The organism is Acetobacter oeni, from assembly GCF_011516825.1.
Lineage (GTDB): Bacteria > Pseudomonadota > Alphaproteobacteria > Acetobacterales > Acetobacteraceae > Acetobacter > Acetobacter oeni.
Genome location: NZ_WOTA01000002.1, coordinates 13,239 through 27,830 on the forward strand (window position 1 = coordinate 13,239; position 14,592 = coordinate 27,830).

Below are 14,592 nucleotides of genomic sequence, written 5' to 3' on the forward strand. Positions count from 1 at the left end.
TGCGGCCAGCAGGGATCAGCGTGGCGGAGCGAGGTCTTCCGGGACTAGGACCGATCTCATCGGGGGGCGAGATCGGTCCTTGACTGGCGGGAGATGGCGACGCGGCCGCCTCGAACCGGGCGACCGAACCAACTGGATTTCGGCTTTCGCCCTCGTCCCAATCATACAAAGTTCTGCTGAAGGTTTCGGTAAGCGGACATCATGCTGCGATGACACGAGCCAGTCTGCCAGTTTCTGAACCATAACCCATGCCATATGGTCTGCTCTCAGCAAATTGCGAACTTAGCCCATGCCGGGCCCCATGACCCAGTAGCCAAGGACATGGGGCCTGGACCGCTTACTGCATCGTGTCGCCGTCCGGTTCAGCCAACAGAGAAAGAAAGCCGGGTTCAACAGTGGGGCAGCGGTCTACAGTCCATACGTTCTGGGACGTTGGGATGTCGGTCCTCACAAGACGATCACGCCATTGCAGCAGTCAACGTTGTGTTGGCTGGTCTGTCTTCTCGGGTTGCATCGACCTCACGACCTGACTACCCTGCAAGCACCATTGCCGCGTCGGGCCACAATACGACGAAACCTTATTGAGCGTGCTTACTACCTAGAGAGGTTTCGAAAAAACGCCATGAACTTTGCGACTTATCGGTCGCAGTGGGCTTATAACCCGCTGCGCGAAGTGCTGGCCGGAATGGTCGGCACCTTCGCCCTCATTCCCGAGGTCATTGCTTTCTCCTACGTTGCCGGCGTCTCTCCCGCCGTCTCCCTTTTCGCGTCATTTGTCATTAGCGTCGCCATTTCCATCACCGGTGGCCGCCCGGGAATGATCTCAGGGGCGGCGGGTTCCGTGGCCCTCGTAGCCGCGGCCCTCGTGCATAGCTACGGGCTTCAATACCTTCTCGTCGCGACATTACTGGCTGGCGGACTACAGATCATTTTCGGTGCGCTTGGCTTTCAGGTCATTATGCGCTTCGTATCGGCTGAGGTCCGCACCGGCTTTGTGAATGCTCTCGCGATCCTGATCTTTTCGGCACAGTTACCACAAATGCTTCATGTGACGTGGCACACGTATGCACTGATTGCCCTTGGGCTTGCCATCATCTATCTCATGCCACGGATATCAACCCTGATACCGTCGCCCCTGATCTGTATCGTAGTTCTGACAGGCATCACGATGTGGTATCCAATGCCGGTGCACACTGTCTCTGATCTGGGCACGCTGCCGACAGGCCTTCCTGCTTTTACGATCCCCCACGTACCATTCAATCTGGCCACACTGAAAATTGTGTTTCCCTATGCCCTTGCGATGGCATCTGTGGGCCTCCTTGAATCTCTAATGACAGCAGGTGTCGTGGATGATGAGACCGACACGCACGGTGATCCCAGAATGGAATGCGTAGGTCTTGGTGTCTCGAATGTGTTTGTAGGACTGTTCGGCGGCATCGCCGGGTGCGGTATGGTAGGGCAGACAGTCGGCAATCTTCGGTACGGCGGCCAAGGACGTCTGTCGACCTTTACTGCCGGCGCTTTCCTGCTGTTTCTGATGGTCATGCTGCATACTTATGTCGCCCGCATTCCAATGGCTGCCCTTGTCGCCATTATGTGCATGGTCTCAATCAGCACATTCTCGTGGTCATCCCTGCGTGATCTTGCGCGTTTTCCAAAGCTCTCAAGCCTCGTCATGGTCGTAACCGTTGCCGTGACTGTCGCATCCTCGGATCTGGCTCTAGGTGTGCTCGTCGGTGTTCTGCTCAGTGGTGTGTTCTTTGCCTGGTCTATGACGCATTTGATGCACGTCAAAAAGATCAGAGAAGAGGGTACGGATATCTACGAGGTTGAGGGACAGGTTTTCTTTGCTTCGTCTGACCTTCTTCACGATCAGATCGACTTCAGGACCAATGCGCGCCGGGTCGTCATCAGGCTGAACAACGCCCATTTCTGGGACGTGACCTCGGTGGCTATGATTGAGAAGATCGTATCCAAACTCAAGGCTCGCGACATTGAAGTTGAAATCGAGGGCTTGCATGCGCTCCGGCATGGCATCGTCATGCGGTTGACCAGTGAAAAGCTCCTGACCACCTGATAAACTTCGAATAAATGTCCGGAAAAATTCGCCGTCAGGCCAATTTTTCCGGGCAGGTTTTCCATATCTGGGTTGCGGTATTCGATTACAAAATAACTGCCCCTGCAGAAACATTCCCGATGCAAACATGCGATGGCTCGTGTCAACGTTATCTTTTGACGTATAATGTTCAGGAATGGACTATTTTCTCCTTATGTATCTGAAGCCTCACTTCTTCTTTTCAACGAACCGTCACGCGTCTCCAATAGCGGACCATTTTCGGTTTTCCTCGACACAAAGCACCGGAGCGGCCAGCAGTGAGGCCATGGATACTATCAGCCTCCTTGTTCTGTTCTTCCGGCCCTACAAGACATTCATCATCCACTATCGTCCCCGAAACGGGTGCAGTAGCAGGCGCCGATATCCTCCGTCAGTCAGTCCCCGCGCAAAACGCACCAGCCGTTTCATGCGGAAATGCAGATCATGGGAGAGCCAGTCCCCTGCGGAAACCTCCCGACCGAACAGGACGCCGGCGATCTCGCGCTGCGACACCCCGTCGTCCAGGCCATCGAGCGTCCGGAGCGCCAGGATCAGCCTGCGGATGCGATCGGATGACAGGCAGGCCGGATCACGACCGGGACGCCGATCCATCAGCACGCGCCAGAGCCGCAGGGCGGCCTGGACACGCACCTCGAACAGCGCGTCGAGCGGCAGGAGCACGCCGAGCTGAGCCCCGTCAGGCGGCAAGACGTACAGCCGCAGGATCATCTCCCCCTGCTCGACCAGCACTTCTCCCGCCATATCAGGCGGCAGTTCTGCCCGAGCGAGGGAGACCGGATGATACGCCGCGTCAGCCAGTGCTGTCGGCAGGCGGACAACCGCAATCACGGCCGGCGATACCGCAACAGTCCAGCGGGCGGTACGCGGATTGAGGGCCGTGCGGACACTCTCGAAATCGCAACCCCCAGCGCCGGGCGAAGGCTTCGGCGTCTGACGTGGACAGCGCGGCCCGGAGCGCGGCGCGCTGAAGGGCGGCACGATCACGGATAAAGTCCCGATTGCGACTGACAAACTGCAAGGCAAAGGCAGGAGCGTCGAGCGACCGCAGGCCCTCGTACGCGCCCGCCGACCGCCAGTTGGCGCGGCTCATGGCGTCGTCTCCGATGCGTAACGGGTGGGAACAGGGCAAGTACTTGCTCGCGAGAGTATGCCAGACCGTCCCGTTGCCCGCTACGCCCCGCACCTGCAACAGGTCTTGCAGGTCACGCAACGATTCAGGGTGTCAGTGGGGCGCGCCGCCGCGCAGCAGATGCTGGTAGCCATGCTCGGTCATCCAGTGCGCCCGCGCCAGATGACTGTGCCAGCAGCGGTGGACGCCCTCGGGGTCAACCACCGGGTCGCGGTGGAGCACGATGCGGGCGACCTCGCGCCAGTCGGCGCCGTCGGCCTCGGCATCCAGCAGGCGGAGATAGGTAATCAGATGCTGTTCGTCGTAGCCGGTGAGACAGGACGCTTCCGGAGCGCTGTCGGCGACAGACGGGTCGAGCGGGGGCTTCTGCATGATGGAGTCGATCAGGTCGGAGAACGAACGCGACGCACCCTAGCCTGCCGCGTTTCGATGCCGGAAGTCTCGTTAAGAAACATGACGCCACGCCCTTGTCCGGACTCGATGAACAGGATGCCCGCCGCTTCCAGCGCGCGGCGAACCTGGTCGGTCGTGCCCTCATGAACGCCGAGACCGCGTTCGGATTCAAGGCGCTTGAGCGCGGTCAGTGCTACGAGGGCTTTTTCAGCGAGCATCTCCTGTGTCCAGTTCAGGAGTGCCCGTGCCGCCCTTACCTGTCGGCCAGTGATCATCCATGATCACATCCGACACGCGGGGCATGCACACCAGTAATACGACTATAATAGTCGTGTTAGAGAGATTCAACAACGTTCTTTCAGGAGGATGGCAAAGTGGAATCGGCGCCTGGATATCCGATGGCACGGGCGACCATACGAAAAGCCCCCCGCTCTATGCGGGGGGGGGTCTCGTCGTATCGGTCCGCCGCGAATTGCGCGCATGCCAGCTTCAGTTCTCGTTCGATCCGTCGGCGCTCCCCGTGGCTCAGGTAAAAGCTGGTCAGTTCGGCGCGCAGCATCTGGATATGGTCGTGTAGCGTGGTCATCGTCCTGCTCCTTTCGTTTCTCGAAGACAGGACTCCGCCTCATGCACGCGGGAGCCGGGTCAGGGATCGCCGCAGGCGACCGCGCCAGCGGCGCCCGGGGGAGCCGATTTTGTCCGGTGTGCCCGTAGGGTGCGCCGGGCAAAATTGGGGGGACCGCGCGTCCTTGAGGCGGTTCACGCCGGGCATGGTATAATGGGAAGACTGAGGGAAGCCCTGTTCCCCTTTCTTGCCCGCACCCCGGCAGATCGAGAGGAGCGCGACTGCTGCGCACGCCCGCTGGTTTCCAACCGGTCATGCGAAGGCCCCGCCCGGACCGGCCGGGCGGGGATCGCGGGCACTTCAGTCGCCGTTGCGGCGACCATTGGGGCGGGACCAGATCAGGCTGTAACCCTCGCCGTCCTCGTCATCGAAGAGATTGGCGAAGATCGGGGCGTTGAAGCTCGGATCGTCGAGCTTGAGGCTCAGATAGTCGCGCCCCTCGTTGGAGCGCCGGGACCAGGCCGCCCCGATCTCCACCCTGCCTACGAAGACGCGGTGGCTGGGGGCGTTGTCGTTCGCGCGCGTGGTCTCGGGAGCGATACGGACGTTGGGGGTCTGGAGCGAGAGGGTGACGATCTCGCCGTTATACCCGTTGCCGACTTTCTTGAAGGTGCCGATGGTGGCCATGATACTCTCCGTGATCTCTGTTATCGAGCCCGCACCATTGCGGCCTCGATGGCGATCGGACAGACGGAGGCGAGCGGCGGCGCATCCCTTGGGGCCGAAGCGCAGCGGAGGACGGCGGGACAGAATTTTCTTGGTGCGCGAGGAATGACGGCGCAGCCGGCAGGGGAAGAAAATTATGGCCCGTTGTTGCGCCATAGCCGATCGAGGCGTAGCCGGCCTTCGGCTAGATCAGCCATCTTGAGAGGCAGCATGCGTGCGCGGCCCGACAGAGCACACATCACGGAGACTATGGCGACCGGCACAGCGCACGAGATCCGGCGGCAACCAGAATGACGGCGTCATCCTCCCTCCATACCAGCCCACCGAACCGGCCCGTTCCGGGACTGCGCCTCACCGGACATGCCCGGCTTCCCCGTTGCGATCGGCCTGCGGGAAATCAGAGCGCCAGTTCGTTTGCTTCAACAGGCGGACCGTATCTGGAACAGCGCGTCGCATCCGCGCTTCGCTGCCCATCGCTCCCCGCCTCTCGATGACGTGGAAAGACAGGCAGGTACCTGATCCATGCCTGCCCGCCGGCTGCCGCGCAGGCGGTCAGACCCGCGCGACGCTCCCGTTGGCCGGTTCGGGCGGGGCCATGCCGGTAAAGCGGACGAACGCGGTGATGCCGACCGCAATGGCGCCGATGACCGAAAAGAAGAGCTGCCAGACGACGGACGGCATCATCATCTCGGCGAGACCGTGCGTGGCGCTATAACCGGCAATGATGGCGGGCACGGTATAGAGCAGGACGATCAGCCCTCTCAGCCAGATCCACGGCGCGCAGGCGAGTGCGATCTGACCGGCGACGAAAGTCGCTATCCCCGCCACGACGCCGACGATCAGGGCGCCAATCACTCCGGCACCGGTATGAAACGCCCAGAGCCCGGCATACAACCCGCCAGCAAACGGCAAGGCGAAGACCGCGAGCGTGAACATGAGCCAGCAGAAAAATCCGATGCCGGCGACGATCAGGAACGGTGCGAAGATCACCATGGTGGCGGCTCCCGTAAAGATGACATGATCTGACGGTCACGCCTGCCACCACCACCACGGCGCAATCCGCATCATAGAGAAAACGATGTATCGACGGAACGAGAATCGTACTGACGTCCGCCAAGCGGACGTGCATCGTGGGGCTGCTCAGGGAGACAACGTCATGGCGGACATCACGGGACGCGAACTGCATCTGGTCAAAAAGGCGCTCGCCATTGCAGTGCTGGCCATTGAACAGCAACCAGGGCCGTTTCAGTCCTATTCGGACATGCAGGACATGAAGGGCCTGCTCGACCTTCTGGCGCCCGGCGATACCGAGCTGGCCTTCTATGCCCGTTCCGCGCGGATCGCCGTCACGGGTAATCCGGACTGAAGACGGCGCTCACGCGCCGCCTCCGAACCGCAGGACCGGGATACCGAGGCGCTTCGCCTTGTCGGCCAAATTCTCCTGGATACCGGTTCCGGGAAAGACGATGACGCCAATCGGCAAGGTATCGAGCATGGCGTCGTTGCGGCGGAAGGGCGCGGCCTTGGCATGCTTCGTCCAGTCCGGCTTGAAAGCGATCTGCACGATCTCGCGGTGATCAGCCCAGCGAGACGCGACGAACTCCGCGCCCCTGGGCGAACCACCATGCAGCAGCACCATGTCGGGATGCTTGGCACGGACCTTGTCCAGCCGGTCCCAGATCAGGATATGGTCGTCGAAGTCCAGCCCCCCGGTCACGACGACCTTGGGGCCGGGCGGGACCAGCAATTCGCTCTCGGCGCGGCGTCGGGCGTTGAGAAAGTCACGGCTGTCGATCATAGAGGCCGTCATGGTCCGCCGCGATACCAGCGAGCCGGTCTTCGGCCGCCACGCGCTCAGGGTCAGCCGCTCGAACTGCTCCTGCGCCTCGTCGCGGAAGATCTCGTAGGCGTTGCGGCGTTCGATCAGTGTCAGCCCTTCGGCGATCAGTCGCTCCAGTTCCACCGAGCGGATCTCGCTGCCATCCTGATCCTGCTGGCTGCGTTTCTGCGCCTGCTCGTTGCGGTCAAGCTCACGCTCGACCTGGCCGACCATGCGGTGGAAGATGTTCACGGTGGACCAGAGCAGCGCTTCGAGGTCCGGTTCCAGCCGTGTGTCAGTCAGCGTCGCGGCGACGGCGTCGAAGATGTCGGCCACAGCACCCCCGATGCGCGGAGCTTCGGGCAGCGGCCTTGGATCAGGCTCGTCCTCGAAGGGACGGTAGCCATACATCTGAAGTTCAGCCAGCACATGGGCGGTGGATGAAGCGGCGTGCGGCGGTTCAAAATCATCGGTGCGGGTCATGATGCGGTCCTCCCAGGTCTCCGGCCGCGCCCTTCGCGGCCTTTCCGGGGGCGGATAGCGGCAGACCAGGGACGGGCCGGAACCGCGCGCTCGCGCGCGGCCGCAGCACAGCGAAGGATGGCAGGGGGCCGGCTATTTTGCTTCGCGATGTAAAGCGCCCCCAAAGGGGCGCGACGGAAAATAGCTGGCTCACGCCATTGAAGGCCCGGCCCGGCTGACGCCCGCTCCCCACCTGAAAGGCCGGGGCGCGAACCTGCCGAACGGGAGGCACGACAGGACCGCCGATAGAAGACGGAAACCGCCCGCCCCTCTTTCCGGCCCGCTCATGTGCCGGCAGTCTCCAGAAACCGTGCCACGTCCGGTGGCGCAAGTTGCGGATGCAGGATCGCCCGCAGTGCGCCGCGTCCGAGCGCCCGGAGATCATCGTTGAAATCGCCCAGCCGTGGCGACAGCCCGATCACCTCGATCCCGGCGTCATCCGCGCGGGCGTGCAGCGTCGCCAGCGCCTGATCCCCGGCCGGATCATCGTCGCGCAGCACGTAGAGCCGGCGCAGCAGCGGCGGAAAGATCAGGGCGGCGAGATGCGCCGAGGACAGGCATGCGGCCAATGGCAGATCGGGCAGAACCTGCCGCAGCGACAGCACCGTCTCGATGCCTTCCCCGGCGGCGAGCACATCGGATGCCACCCCAAAGCGCACGGCATGGCCGAGCAGCCCGCCCAGGGCGCGACGCGGATGATCGACCGGCGCCTTGCCGCGCCCTTCCGCCGCCAGCCAGGTGCGATGCACACCGGTCAGAGTGCCGTCGAGATCGGTGACGGCGGCGATCATGGCGGGCCAGGTCTCGGTCGGACTGTCCTCGTCCGGGCGGTAAAAGCAGCGCGGATGGAAGCGCAGGGCGCCGGCTCCGTGCAAAAGCGTAATATCGCGTCTACGGAGATACGCTTCTACGGATGTACCCACGATCGGCCCGGACATGGCCCAGAGCCGATGTGCGGCTTCAGAAGAACTGGCAGAGCCACGCTCACGGGCCGGACGGTCCTGTGACGACGGTACCGGATCGGGACGCGGCAGGCTGAGAAAGGCGCGCGCCTCGTCGGCCACGTCGCGGAAATCCACCAGGCCGAGGCTTTCGCGGATCACGTCCAGCAGGTCGCCATGTTCAGCGGACTGCGCGTCCGTCCATTTTCCCGCCCTGCCGTTGGCGGTGTTGTGCAGCCGGACAAACAGCGACCGGCCGGGCGTGTTGCGTACGTCACCGACCAGCCAGTAATTGCCGTGACGACGACCAGCGGACAGATACCGACGGCACACCGCCTCTGCGTTCTCCGCCAGACGGCGGGCCAGATCGCCCGCGTCATGCAAGGTCATCGCCCTGCCCTCCTGTGTCGGGATTGCCTCCGTCCAGGGCGATCGCCAGCCAGCGATCGGTGGTCATCCATGAAATCGTCTTGCGCCTGCCAAGGTCAAGCAGATGCGCGCCTCCGCTGAAGGCGCCGATCCGGGGACGTGAACAGCTATTGGCCCACTGGAACCCCCATCGCCCCCGCAGCCGGAATGCCCGCGCACAGCGTAGCACGAAATCCACCACCTGATGCGGATCGCCGGTTGTCTCATCGTGCATCCAGAGTTTCGTGCCACCATATTCAGGCACGATCGACAGGACAAAACCGTCAGAGGGCGGGTCTTCCGCCGCCAGTTCGTCGATGAATTCATTGTAGAGGTCGAGCGCCTTTGCGGCATTGTCCACTGTGCCCACATCGAGAACGCAGGAAAAATGCGTGAAGAAATCAGCCATCGGAAAACTCCCGAAACGAAAAAGCCCGGCGCGGTGGCCGGGCTCGTAAAAACGTATTGGCGGAAAAGCGTGCAGTCGGCTTTCAGGAAGCCCGTTCCATCAGCCTGCGGGCCTTCTCTTCCAGATCCAGCCGCGTATCCTGATTGGCCCTGGTGCGGGCCAGTGCGGTAATCCCCTGCACGAAATCGAACACGCTCTCGGGCTTGCGCCCTTCCTCATGCAGCACGGTTTCGATGATCTTCGCCGTCTCTGGCTTCGAGAACCCGCGACGACGCAGGAAACTTTCGCGGTCCTCATCGGTTCTGGCCACCAGCGCCTTGCGCGAAGCCTGAATGCCGGAGACGAACGAGGCCGGGCTGGCCGTGGCGAAATTCCGTAGCGCTGGTGTCGCCTGATGCACGAAACGGGATGCTGCAAACTTGCTATGCCGGATCGTGATCTGTTCGAAATTTTCCACGCCCCAGAGCATGCGGTTTTGACACACTCCGCGCAGGTAAAAGGAGGCGATGCCGAGGCTCTTGCTGCCGACTTCGGAATTCCAGGCGTAGAAACCCCGGAAATAGAGATCGGGATCACCGTTGGGCAGACGTCCCGCCTCGATCGGATGCGTATCATCCACGAGGAATAAAAAAACGTCCCTGTCTGACGCGTAGAGTGTCGTGGTTTCCTTCGTGATGTCCACGTACGGATTATGGGTCATGGTCGCCCAGTCGATCACACCCGGCACCTTCCAGTTGGTATCACCTGTGCCATCGCCGGCGATCTTGCGCACCGCCCCAACCAGCTCATGGTCCCAGATGCGGCCGTAATCCGGCCCCGTGACGGCGCGCAGTTCCACACGCCCGTCCTCGGTTTCCAGCGTCTTGACCAGTTCGGCCCGGTGCGACAGCAACCCGTGCTGCAGGTTGATTGCCGCCAGCGGAGCCGGAAGATTGCGCAGGTACGACGAGGGGGCACCAACCAGGCTGCACATCTGGCCAAAGGACCAGTGTGTGGGAGCAATCGGGTCATTCTGCCCCGGCACGGTCAGGGTCAGGCGCTCGGCATTGTCGCGGCTCGCCTCCACTCGGATGGCGCGGCTTTCTACCGTGCGGGCCGTGGCGCGCTCGGCACGGCCAAGAGTGGCCGCGTGCAAATCAGATAGGGACAGATACCGCTCGTCATCGGGGCGCGAGAACCATTCGGACGAGACGCGGGCACTACGCTCCCCGCGCGAAGGATCGATCCGGAAGCCGCCGGACGCCGCACCACGGAACGCAGGGGGCAGGATGGTGGTTGTGGTCATGGAAAACTCTCCTCTGATACCGGTTATTCGGCACCAGAGGCGAAACCACCCTCTTCCTCCTATGACTACTTCCCGCGCGGGACCCCATCCGACCACGGAGACACCCTGCCCCTCGTTCCGCAACACGGCGAGGCCGCAGCCTCGCCGAAATCACGACGGCAACGGGGGGAGAACGGAACGTCCGTTTTGCGACTATGCTCTCATATATCGGACATTCAAGCGATCCTGTTTTCCTCGCAAACTGCGTCACGCAGGGATGGGTATTGAGGCTTTTACTTCGAAGGTGCCGAGGGGATGGACCTCGCCATTGATGATGGCGTCGATCCGGTGGTACCCGGGAAAATGACGGCGTGTCGTCATGCTCGCCAAAGACACCGTGGTACTGAGCGCGACTTTTTCTCCTGGCTGCATCGTGAGGGTACGAAGCCTGAAGACCTTTGCACGTGTACTCCCATTGGCCTTCACGAAATGCACGGCATAGCCGGTCAGCAGGTGCTGGCTCTGTTGTGCGGTGCTTTCGACTTCAAAAGATACGCGCGTGGCTTCACCCGGTGTGATGCGCTGCGGCGTAATGATTATGCCTGATAGACGCACCGATGGATTTTGGGTTCCTCCCAGAACGTGTATTGCATCCCGATTGCCGGCGGCGACGAGTGAACGAAGTGCATGGCGAATAATCCAGGCGCGTTCCGCAGGCGCATCTTTCAACCAGCGCCGGCCGGTTTCTATGACCAACGCCGGATGGTCTTTGGCAATATCGTTCAGATTGTTTGCGACCGAACGCCGCACATAGAGCACAGGATCGTCTTTGAGACGTTCCAGCAATTCAAGCACAGGGCGCGGATCCTGCTGAAACGCGCGCAAGCGAGGCGCCCATGGCAGACGCGGGCGCATCCCCTCCGAAGCCAGACGACGCAGATGCGCGTTGTCGTCATCGGCCCATGCCAGCATCTGCTCGTAGGTTCGTTCGGGATACTTCACCAGAAAGGCACGGATGCTGAATTCGGCGGTAAACCGCTTGGTGAGCCCGGCCTGAACCCGCATGGCTGCCTCGTAGTCGTCAAGGCCGTATTTCTGGACATATATGACATGCGGCATGTAACGGAGCGCCGTGCGCCCGATTTCGCCGATCGGTGGCAGTTCCTGGCCAAGCGATGATTCGATGACGGCGGCGGCTTCAATAAACCGCTCAGGCAGATATTCATGCAAGGCGTCCGCGATATGTGCAGCACGGCCGGTAAGTTCCAGACTACTTAAACCATCCATCGAACGCGCAACGAAGGCATCGACATCAAAACACGTATCCGCGGCACGAAGTTCGGCGGCAATCTCGCGCACGAGCGCCAGACTGAATATGTCTTTCATGGCTGGGGTGCTCATACTGTCTTTGCTACCGCGTCGTCGTGGGTGAGGTGAGTGTCCACGCGATCCAATACCGACAACAGGCGCCGCATAAAATGATCATGTTGCTGCCCTTTCGCGGCAGATGTAAAATTTCATTCCTGCTGCTGCGCATTGGGTCAATGAAAAAGATTTAGTCGTGAACAAGAAGAATATACCCGTAAGTGAATATCAAAATATTCGAGAAACCCTTGAAAGATATGTCGAAGCCTTGCGCGTCGGCAATGTCGATATGCTGTCCGGTATCTTCCATAAGGATGTCGTGACGCACGGCATTGTCGATGGTGAACTTGTGGGGGGAACAGGCAATCTGGCGGCTGAATTTATCAGGATCAACGGAGCGTCCCCGGACATCGCATCTCATATCGATATACTCGACATAACGCCTGTCACAGCAGTCGTGCGCATTATCATCGAAAATGACGCCATTGGCTCCGACTGCTGTGAATATCTCAATCTGATCAAAACAGGCGGAATATGGTCGGTCTTCTCCAAAGCTTTTCTTCAGTTCGATAAGTGAGCAACGTCGGAAGGCACCCGTCATACACCTGATCCAATGGGATAAGAGGGTGAGCCCGACGGGAATCTCAAACCACAACGGTATGGCAACGAGCGGCACACCATCTTCTACAACAAGACCGCCGCTCACAGTCGACTGATTTCATCATTCTTTTCATATAACTATGCATCATCCGAACGGATGTAATGCTTATGTCCTCTTCGGGCGAGGTGAACCGATGCCATCTATGTCCGACATGAGGCGGAAACTGCCAGTCTCCTATCTTCTATTCCCGAACATTACCGTCTGGAGGTCATTGGACGATGCGGCCAATCAGACCGCCTTCTTGAGATTCGGACTAGCCTTGAACCGCACGGTCTTGCCGGCGTTGACCTTCACCGGCTCACCGGTGCGGGGATTGAGCGTCTTGCGGGCCTTGGTCTTGTGGACGGAAAACGTCCCGAAGGACGGCAGCGTGAAGCCACCCTCCTGCTCCAGTTCGGCGACAATGGCACCAACCAGATCATCGGCGGCCTTGGCGGTGGCAACGCCGGTGCAGGCAAGGGAGTCCTGAAGAACGGCGGCAATGAAGGCTTTGCTCATGCGGGCGCAGGTCCGTGTCGTGGTCGATTCCGCAAACGGTAGCAGCGCCCTTTCGCCCCGTCACCGCTGAAACGGCGACACACCCCTATGCAAGTTCTTCTATCCCAGCGCCCTACACCCATCAGACACTTGTTGCGCTTCCGTGTTCATGGCTCTTTCTAATCGACCCCGCTGATCCACCGCCTCCCTCGGGAGGTCAAATGCGGGGTTTCCTGTGTCCGTCGCTCCCTTCCGCTCCGAAGCCGTCGCCCGTGGCACGCGCATGCTGCGCACCGCCCTGGGGTCGGCGATTGCCGGGCATCTCGACGATCCGTCGATCGTCGAGGTGATGCTTAATCCCGACGGCCGGTTGTGGATCGACCGGCTGGCCGGCGGGATGGAGGACACCGGCACCCGGATCGCGCCAGCCGACGCCGAGCGGATCGTCCGCCTGGTCGCCCACCATGTCGGGGCCGAGGTCCATCCGGGCAGTCCGCGCGTCTCCGCCGAACTGCCGGGAAGCGGGGAACGGTTCGAAGGACTGGTGCCTCCGGTGGTGGTGGCACCCTGCTTCGCCATCCGGCGCCCGGCCATCGCGGTGTTCTCGCTCGACGATTATGTGGCTGGCGGGATCATGACCGCCGCACAGGCCACGTTTCTGCGCCGCGCCATCGCCGAGCGGAAGAACATCCTGGTTGCCGGCGGCACCTCCACCGGCAAGACCACCCTGGTCAACGCGCTGCTGGCCGAGATCGCGCAGACCGGCGACCGGGTGGTGCTGATCGAAGACACCCGCGAATTGCAATGCGCGGCCCCTAATCTGGTCGCCCTGCGCACCAGGGACGGCGCCGCCTCGCTCTCCGACCTGGTCCGCTCCTCGCTGCGTCTGCGCCCCGACCGGATTCCGATCGGCGAGGTGCGCGGCGCCGAGGCGCTCGACCTGCTCAAGGCCTGGGGCACCGGCCATCCCGGCGGCGTCGGCACCCTGCATGCCGGGTCGGCGATCGGCGCCCTGCGCCGGCTGGAGCAATTGATCCAGGAAGCCGTCGTCACCGTACCGCGCGCCCTGATCGCCGAGACCATCGACGTCATCGCGGTGCTGTCCGGGCGCGGCAGCGCGCGTCGGCTGGCTGAACTCGCCACCGTCCAGGGCCTGAGCCCGGACGGGGACTACATCCTCGCACCCGCCGGAGATCCGTTATGACCCACATGATCGCTCTGCGCCGTCGCTTTGTCGTGGCCGGCGCAACCCTCTCGCTCGCCCTGCTGTCGGCCCCAGCCTATGCCGCCGGTTCGAGCATGCCATGGGAGGAACCGCTCAACCAGATACTGGAAAGTGTGCAGGGGCCGGTGGCCAAGATCATCTCGGTGATCATCATCACCGTGACTGGCCTGACCCTGGCCTTCGGCGAGACCTCGGGCGGGTTCCGCCGTCTGATCCAGATCGTCTTCGGCCTGTCGATCGCCTTTGCCGCGTCCAGCTTCTTCCTGTCCTTCTTCTCCTTCTCGGGCGGGGCGCTGATCTGATGGAGCCGGACGCCATCCCCGGCTTCACCGCCCCGGTGCATCGCGCCCTGATCGAGCCGATCCTGCTCGGCGGGGCGCCGCGCACGGTGGCGATCGTCAACGGCACGCTGTCGGCGGCAATCGGCCTCGGGCTGCGGTTGTGGATCGCCGGCGGGATCTTCTGGCTGGTCGGCCATCTCGCTGCCGTCTGGGCCGCCAAGCGCGATCCTGCCTTCGTCGACGTGGTGCGTCGGCATCTGCGCTATCCCACCCATCTGGTCGGGTGAGGGC

19 protein-coding genes and 1 pseudogene are annotated in these 14,592 nt (G+C 61.9%); 6 read left to right on the forward strand and 14 right to left on the reverse strand.

Annotated features, from left to right (window positions below; translation table 11 throughout):
• The first annotated feature begins 622 nt into the window (after window positions 1-622).
• The gene (locus GOB90_RS01340; protein WP_003618757.1) at window positions 623-2,077 is read left to right on the forward strand and encodes a SulP family inorganic anion transporter; all 1,455 of its coding nucleotides are present in this window, start codon (window positions 623-625) and stop codon (window positions 2,075-2,077) included.
• A gap of 363 nt (window positions 2,078-2,440) precedes the next feature.
• Here the strand turns inward: GOB90_RS01340 and GOB90_RS19620 are convergent, their stop codons facing one another.
• From GOB90_RS19620 to GOB90_RS01370, 7 genes and pseudogenes are all read right to left on the reverse strand, one after another.
• Window positions 2,441-3,100, reverse strand: a complete 660-nt coding sequence (locus GOB90_RS19620) for a DUF2285 domain-containing protein (protein ID WP_261766023.1) — start codon at window positions 3,098-3,100, stop codon at window positions 2,441-2,443.
• Window positions 3,066-3,206: pseudogene (locus GOB90_RS19625) on the reverse strand (transcriptional regulator domain-containing protein); the annotation flags it as partial. The gene GOB90_RS19620 and the pseudogene GOB90_RS19625, both read right to left, overlap by 35 nt.
• Before the next feature lie 132 nt (window positions 3,207-3,338).
• Entirely contained in the window at window positions 3,339-3,617 is a 279-nt protein-coding gene (locus GOB90_RS01350; RefSeq protein ID WP_010669065.1) for a DNA -binding domain-containing protein, read from the reverse strand.
• Window positions 3,618-3,628: 11 nt separating this feature from the next.
• Entirely contained in the window at window positions 3,629-3,913 is a 285-nt protein-coding gene (locus GOB90_RS01355; protein WP_026200050.1) for a helix-turn-helix domain-containing protein, read from the reverse strand.
• A gap of 83 nt (window positions 3,914-3,996) precedes the next feature.
• Window positions 3,997-4,224, reverse strand: coding sequence for a hypothetical protein (locus GOB90_RS01360; RefSeq protein ID WP_146892208.1), 228 nt, complete (start codon window positions 4,222-4,224; stop codon window positions 3,997-3,999).
• 339 nt (window positions 4,225-4,563) lie between these two features.
• Window positions 4,564-4,890: a DUF736 domain-containing protein gene (locus tag GOB90_RS01365; RefSeq protein WP_034931914.1), complete on the reverse strand. Its 327-nt coding sequence runs from the start codon at window positions 4,888-4,890 to the stop codon at window positions 4,564-4,566.
• Window positions 4,891-5,481: 591 nt separating this feature from the next.
• Window positions 5,482-5,922 carry a hypothetical protein gene (locus GOB90_RS01370; protein WP_003618753.1) on the reverse strand — a complete coding sequence of 147 codons (441 nt, stop codon included), beginning with the start codon at window positions 5,920-5,922 and terminating at the stop codon, window positions 5,482-5,484.
• Window positions 5,923-6,085: 163 nt separating this feature from the next.
• Between GOB90_RS01370 and GOB90_RS01375 the strand changes: the two genes are divergently transcribed.
• On the forward strand, window positions 6,086-6,295 hold the full coding sequence (locus GOB90_RS01375; RefSeq protein ID WP_003618751.1) for a hypothetical protein: 210 nt from the start codon (window positions 6,086-6,088) through the stop codon (window positions 6,293-6,295).
• Between the two features lie 9 nt (window positions 6,296-6,304).
• Here the strand turns inward: GOB90_RS01375 and GOB90_RS01380 are convergent, their stop codons facing one another.
• The 6 genes from GOB90_RS01380 to GOB90_RS01400 all read right to left on the reverse strand — a co-directional run bounded on the left by GOB90_RS01380 (window position 6,305) and on the right by GOB90_RS01400 (window position 11,678).
• Window positions 6,305-7,231 carry a DUF2493 domain-containing protein gene (locus GOB90_RS01380; RefSeq protein ID WP_048858928.1) on the reverse strand — a complete coding sequence of 309 codons (927 nt, stop codon included), beginning with the start codon at window positions 7,229-7,231 and terminating at the stop codon, window positions 6,305-6,307.
• A complete protein-coding gene (locus tag GOB90_RS18925; protein ID WP_206752461.1) occupies window positions 7,215-7,502 on the reverse strand; it encodes a hypothetical protein in 288 nt (95 codons plus the stop codon). Before GOB90_RS18925 ends, GOB90_RS01380 begins: the two co-directional genes overlap by 17 nt.
• 52 nt (window positions 7,503-7,554) lie before the next feature.
• On the reverse strand, window positions 7,555-8,601 hold the full coding sequence (locus GOB90_RS01385; RefSeq protein ID WP_003618742.1) for a DUF7146 domain-containing protein: 1,047 nt from the start codon (window positions 8,599-8,601) through the stop codon (window positions 7,555-7,557).
• The gene (locus GOB90_RS01390) at window positions 8,588-9,028 is read right to left on the reverse strand and encodes a hypothetical protein (RefSeq protein ID WP_003618738.1); all 441 of its coding nucleotides are present in this window, start codon (window positions 9,026-9,028) and stop codon (window positions 8,588-8,590) included. Before GOB90_RS01390 ends, GOB90_RS01385 begins: the two co-directional genes overlap by 14 nt.
• Window positions 9,029-9,110: 82 nt before the next feature.
• Entirely contained in the window at window positions 9,111-10,313 is a 1,203-nt protein-coding gene (locus GOB90_RS01395; protein WP_146892212.1) for a DUF932 domain-containing protein, read from the reverse strand.
• Between the two features lie 246 nt (window positions 10,314-10,559).
• Window positions 10,560-11,678, reverse strand: coding sequence for a DNA alkylation repair protein (locus GOB90_RS01400; RefSeq protein ID WP_198912603.1), 1,119 nt, complete (start codon window positions 11,676-11,678; stop codon window positions 10,560-10,562).
• A 175-nt stretch (window positions 11,679-11,853) separates the two neighbouring features.
• Here GOB90_RS01400 and GOB90_RS01405 point away from each other — a divergent pair, with 175 nt between their 5' ends.
• On the forward strand, window positions 11,854-12,234 hold the full coding sequence (locus GOB90_RS01405; RefSeq protein WP_173571876.1) for a nuclear transport factor 2 family protein: 381 nt from the start codon (window positions 11,854-11,856) through the stop codon (window positions 12,232-12,234).
• A 312-nt stretch (window positions 12,235-12,546) separates the two neighbouring features.
• Here GOB90_RS01405 and GOB90_RS01410 read toward each other — a convergent pair whose 3' ends face one another.
• On the reverse strand, window positions 12,547-12,816 hold the full coding sequence (locus tag GOB90_RS01410) for an HU family DNA-binding protein (RefSeq protein ID WP_146892221.1): 270 nt from the start codon (window positions 12,814-12,816) through the stop codon (window positions 12,547-12,549).
• 214 nt (window positions 12,817-13,030) lie between these two features.
• Between GOB90_RS01410 and trbB the strand changes: the two genes are divergently transcribed.
• Genes trbB through GOB90_RS01425 form a run of 3 tightly spaced genes read left to right on the forward strand, consistent with a single transcriptional unit; the run spans window position 13,031 to window position 14,588 of the window.
• Complete coding sequence (trbB, locus tag GOB90_RS01415; protein WP_173571229.1) at window positions 13,031-13,999, forward strand: P-type conjugative transfer ATPase TrbB; 969 nt, start codon at window positions 13,031-13,033, stop codon at window positions 13,997-13,999.
• Window positions 13,996-14,322, forward strand: coding sequence for a TrbC/VirB2 family protein (locus tag GOB90_RS01420; RefSeq protein WP_053323596.1), 327 nt, complete (start codon window positions 13,996-13,998; stop codon window positions 14,320-14,322). Before trbB ends, GOB90_RS01420 begins: the two co-directional genes overlap by 4 nt.
• Window positions 14,322-14,588, forward strand: a complete 267-nt coding sequence (locus GOB90_RS01425) for a VirB3 family type IV secretion system protein (RefSeq protein ID WP_114726164.1) — start codon at window positions 14,322-14,324, stop codon at window positions 14,586-14,588. The genes GOB90_RS01420 and GOB90_RS01425 overlap by 1 nt, the downstream gene beginning before the upstream one ends.
• Window positions 14,589-14,592 lie beyond the last annotated feature (4 nt).

What these genes read in the sequence shown, in the direction of transcription:
- GOB90_RS01340 (WP_003618757.1), top strand. Translation starts at nt 623, where the DNA reads ATGAACTTTGCGACTTATCGGTCGCAGTGGGCTTATAACCCGCTGCGC.
- GOB90_RS01350 (WP_010669065.1), bottom strand. Translation starts at nt 3,617, where the DNA reads ATGCAGAAGCCCCCGCTCGACCCGTCTGTCGCCGACAGCGCTCCGGAA.
- GOB90_RS01355 (WP_026200050.1), bottom strand. Translation starts at nt 3,913, where the DNA reads ATGATCACTGGCCGACAGGTAAGGGCGGCACGGGCACTCCTGAACTGG.
- GOB90_RS01360 (WP_146892208.1), bottom strand. Translation starts at nt 4,224, where the DNA reads ATGACCACGCTACACGACCATATCCAGATGCTGCGCGCCGAACTGACC.
- GOB90_RS01365 (WP_034931914.1), bottom strand. Translation starts at nt 4,890, where the DNA reads ATGGCCACCATCGGCACCTTCAAGAAAGTCGGCAACGGGTATAACGGC.
- GOB90_RS01370 (WP_003618753.1), bottom strand. Translation starts at nt 5,922, where the DNA reads ATGGTGATCTTCGCACCGTTCCTGATCGTCGCCGGCATCGGATTTTTC.
- GOB90_RS01375 (WP_003618751.1), top strand. Translation starts at nt 6,086, where the DNA reads ATGGCGGACATCACGGGACGCGAACTGCATCTGGTCAAAAAGGCGCTC.
- GOB90_RS01380 (WP_048858928.1), bottom strand. Translation starts at nt 7,231, where the DNA reads ATGACCCGCACCGATGATTTTGAACCGCCGCACGCCGCTTCATCCACC.
- GOB90_RS01385 (WP_003618742.1), bottom strand. Translation starts at nt 8,601, where the DNA reads ATGACCTTGCATGACGCGGGCGATCTGGCCCGCCGTCTGGCGGAGAAC.
- GOB90_RS01390 (WP_003618738.1), bottom strand. Translation starts at nt 9,028, where the DNA reads ATGGCTGATTTCTTCACGCATTTTTCCTGCGTTCTCGATGTGGGCACA.
- GOB90_RS01395 (WP_146892212.1), bottom strand. Translation starts at nt 10,313, where the DNA reads ATGACCACAACCACCATCCTGCCCCCTGCGTTCCGTGGTGCGGCGTCC.
- GOB90_RS01400 (WP_198912603.1), bottom strand. Translation starts at nt 11,678, where the DNA reads ATGAAAGACATATTCAGTCTGGCGCTCGTGCGCGAGATTGCCGCCGAA.
- GOB90_RS01410 (WP_146892221.1), bottom strand. Translation starts at nt 12,816, where the DNA reads ATGAGCAAAGCCTTCATTGCCGCCGTTCTTCAGGACTCCCTTGCCTGC.
- GOB90_RS01420 (WP_053323596.1), top strand. Translation starts at nt 13,996, where the DNA reads ATGACCCACATGATCGCTCTGCGCCGTCGCTTTGTCGTGGCCGGCGCA.
- GOB90_RS01425 (WP_114726164.1), top strand. Translation starts at nt 14,322, where the DNA reads ATGGAGCCGGACGCCATCCCCGGCTTCACCGCCCCGGTGCATCGCGCC.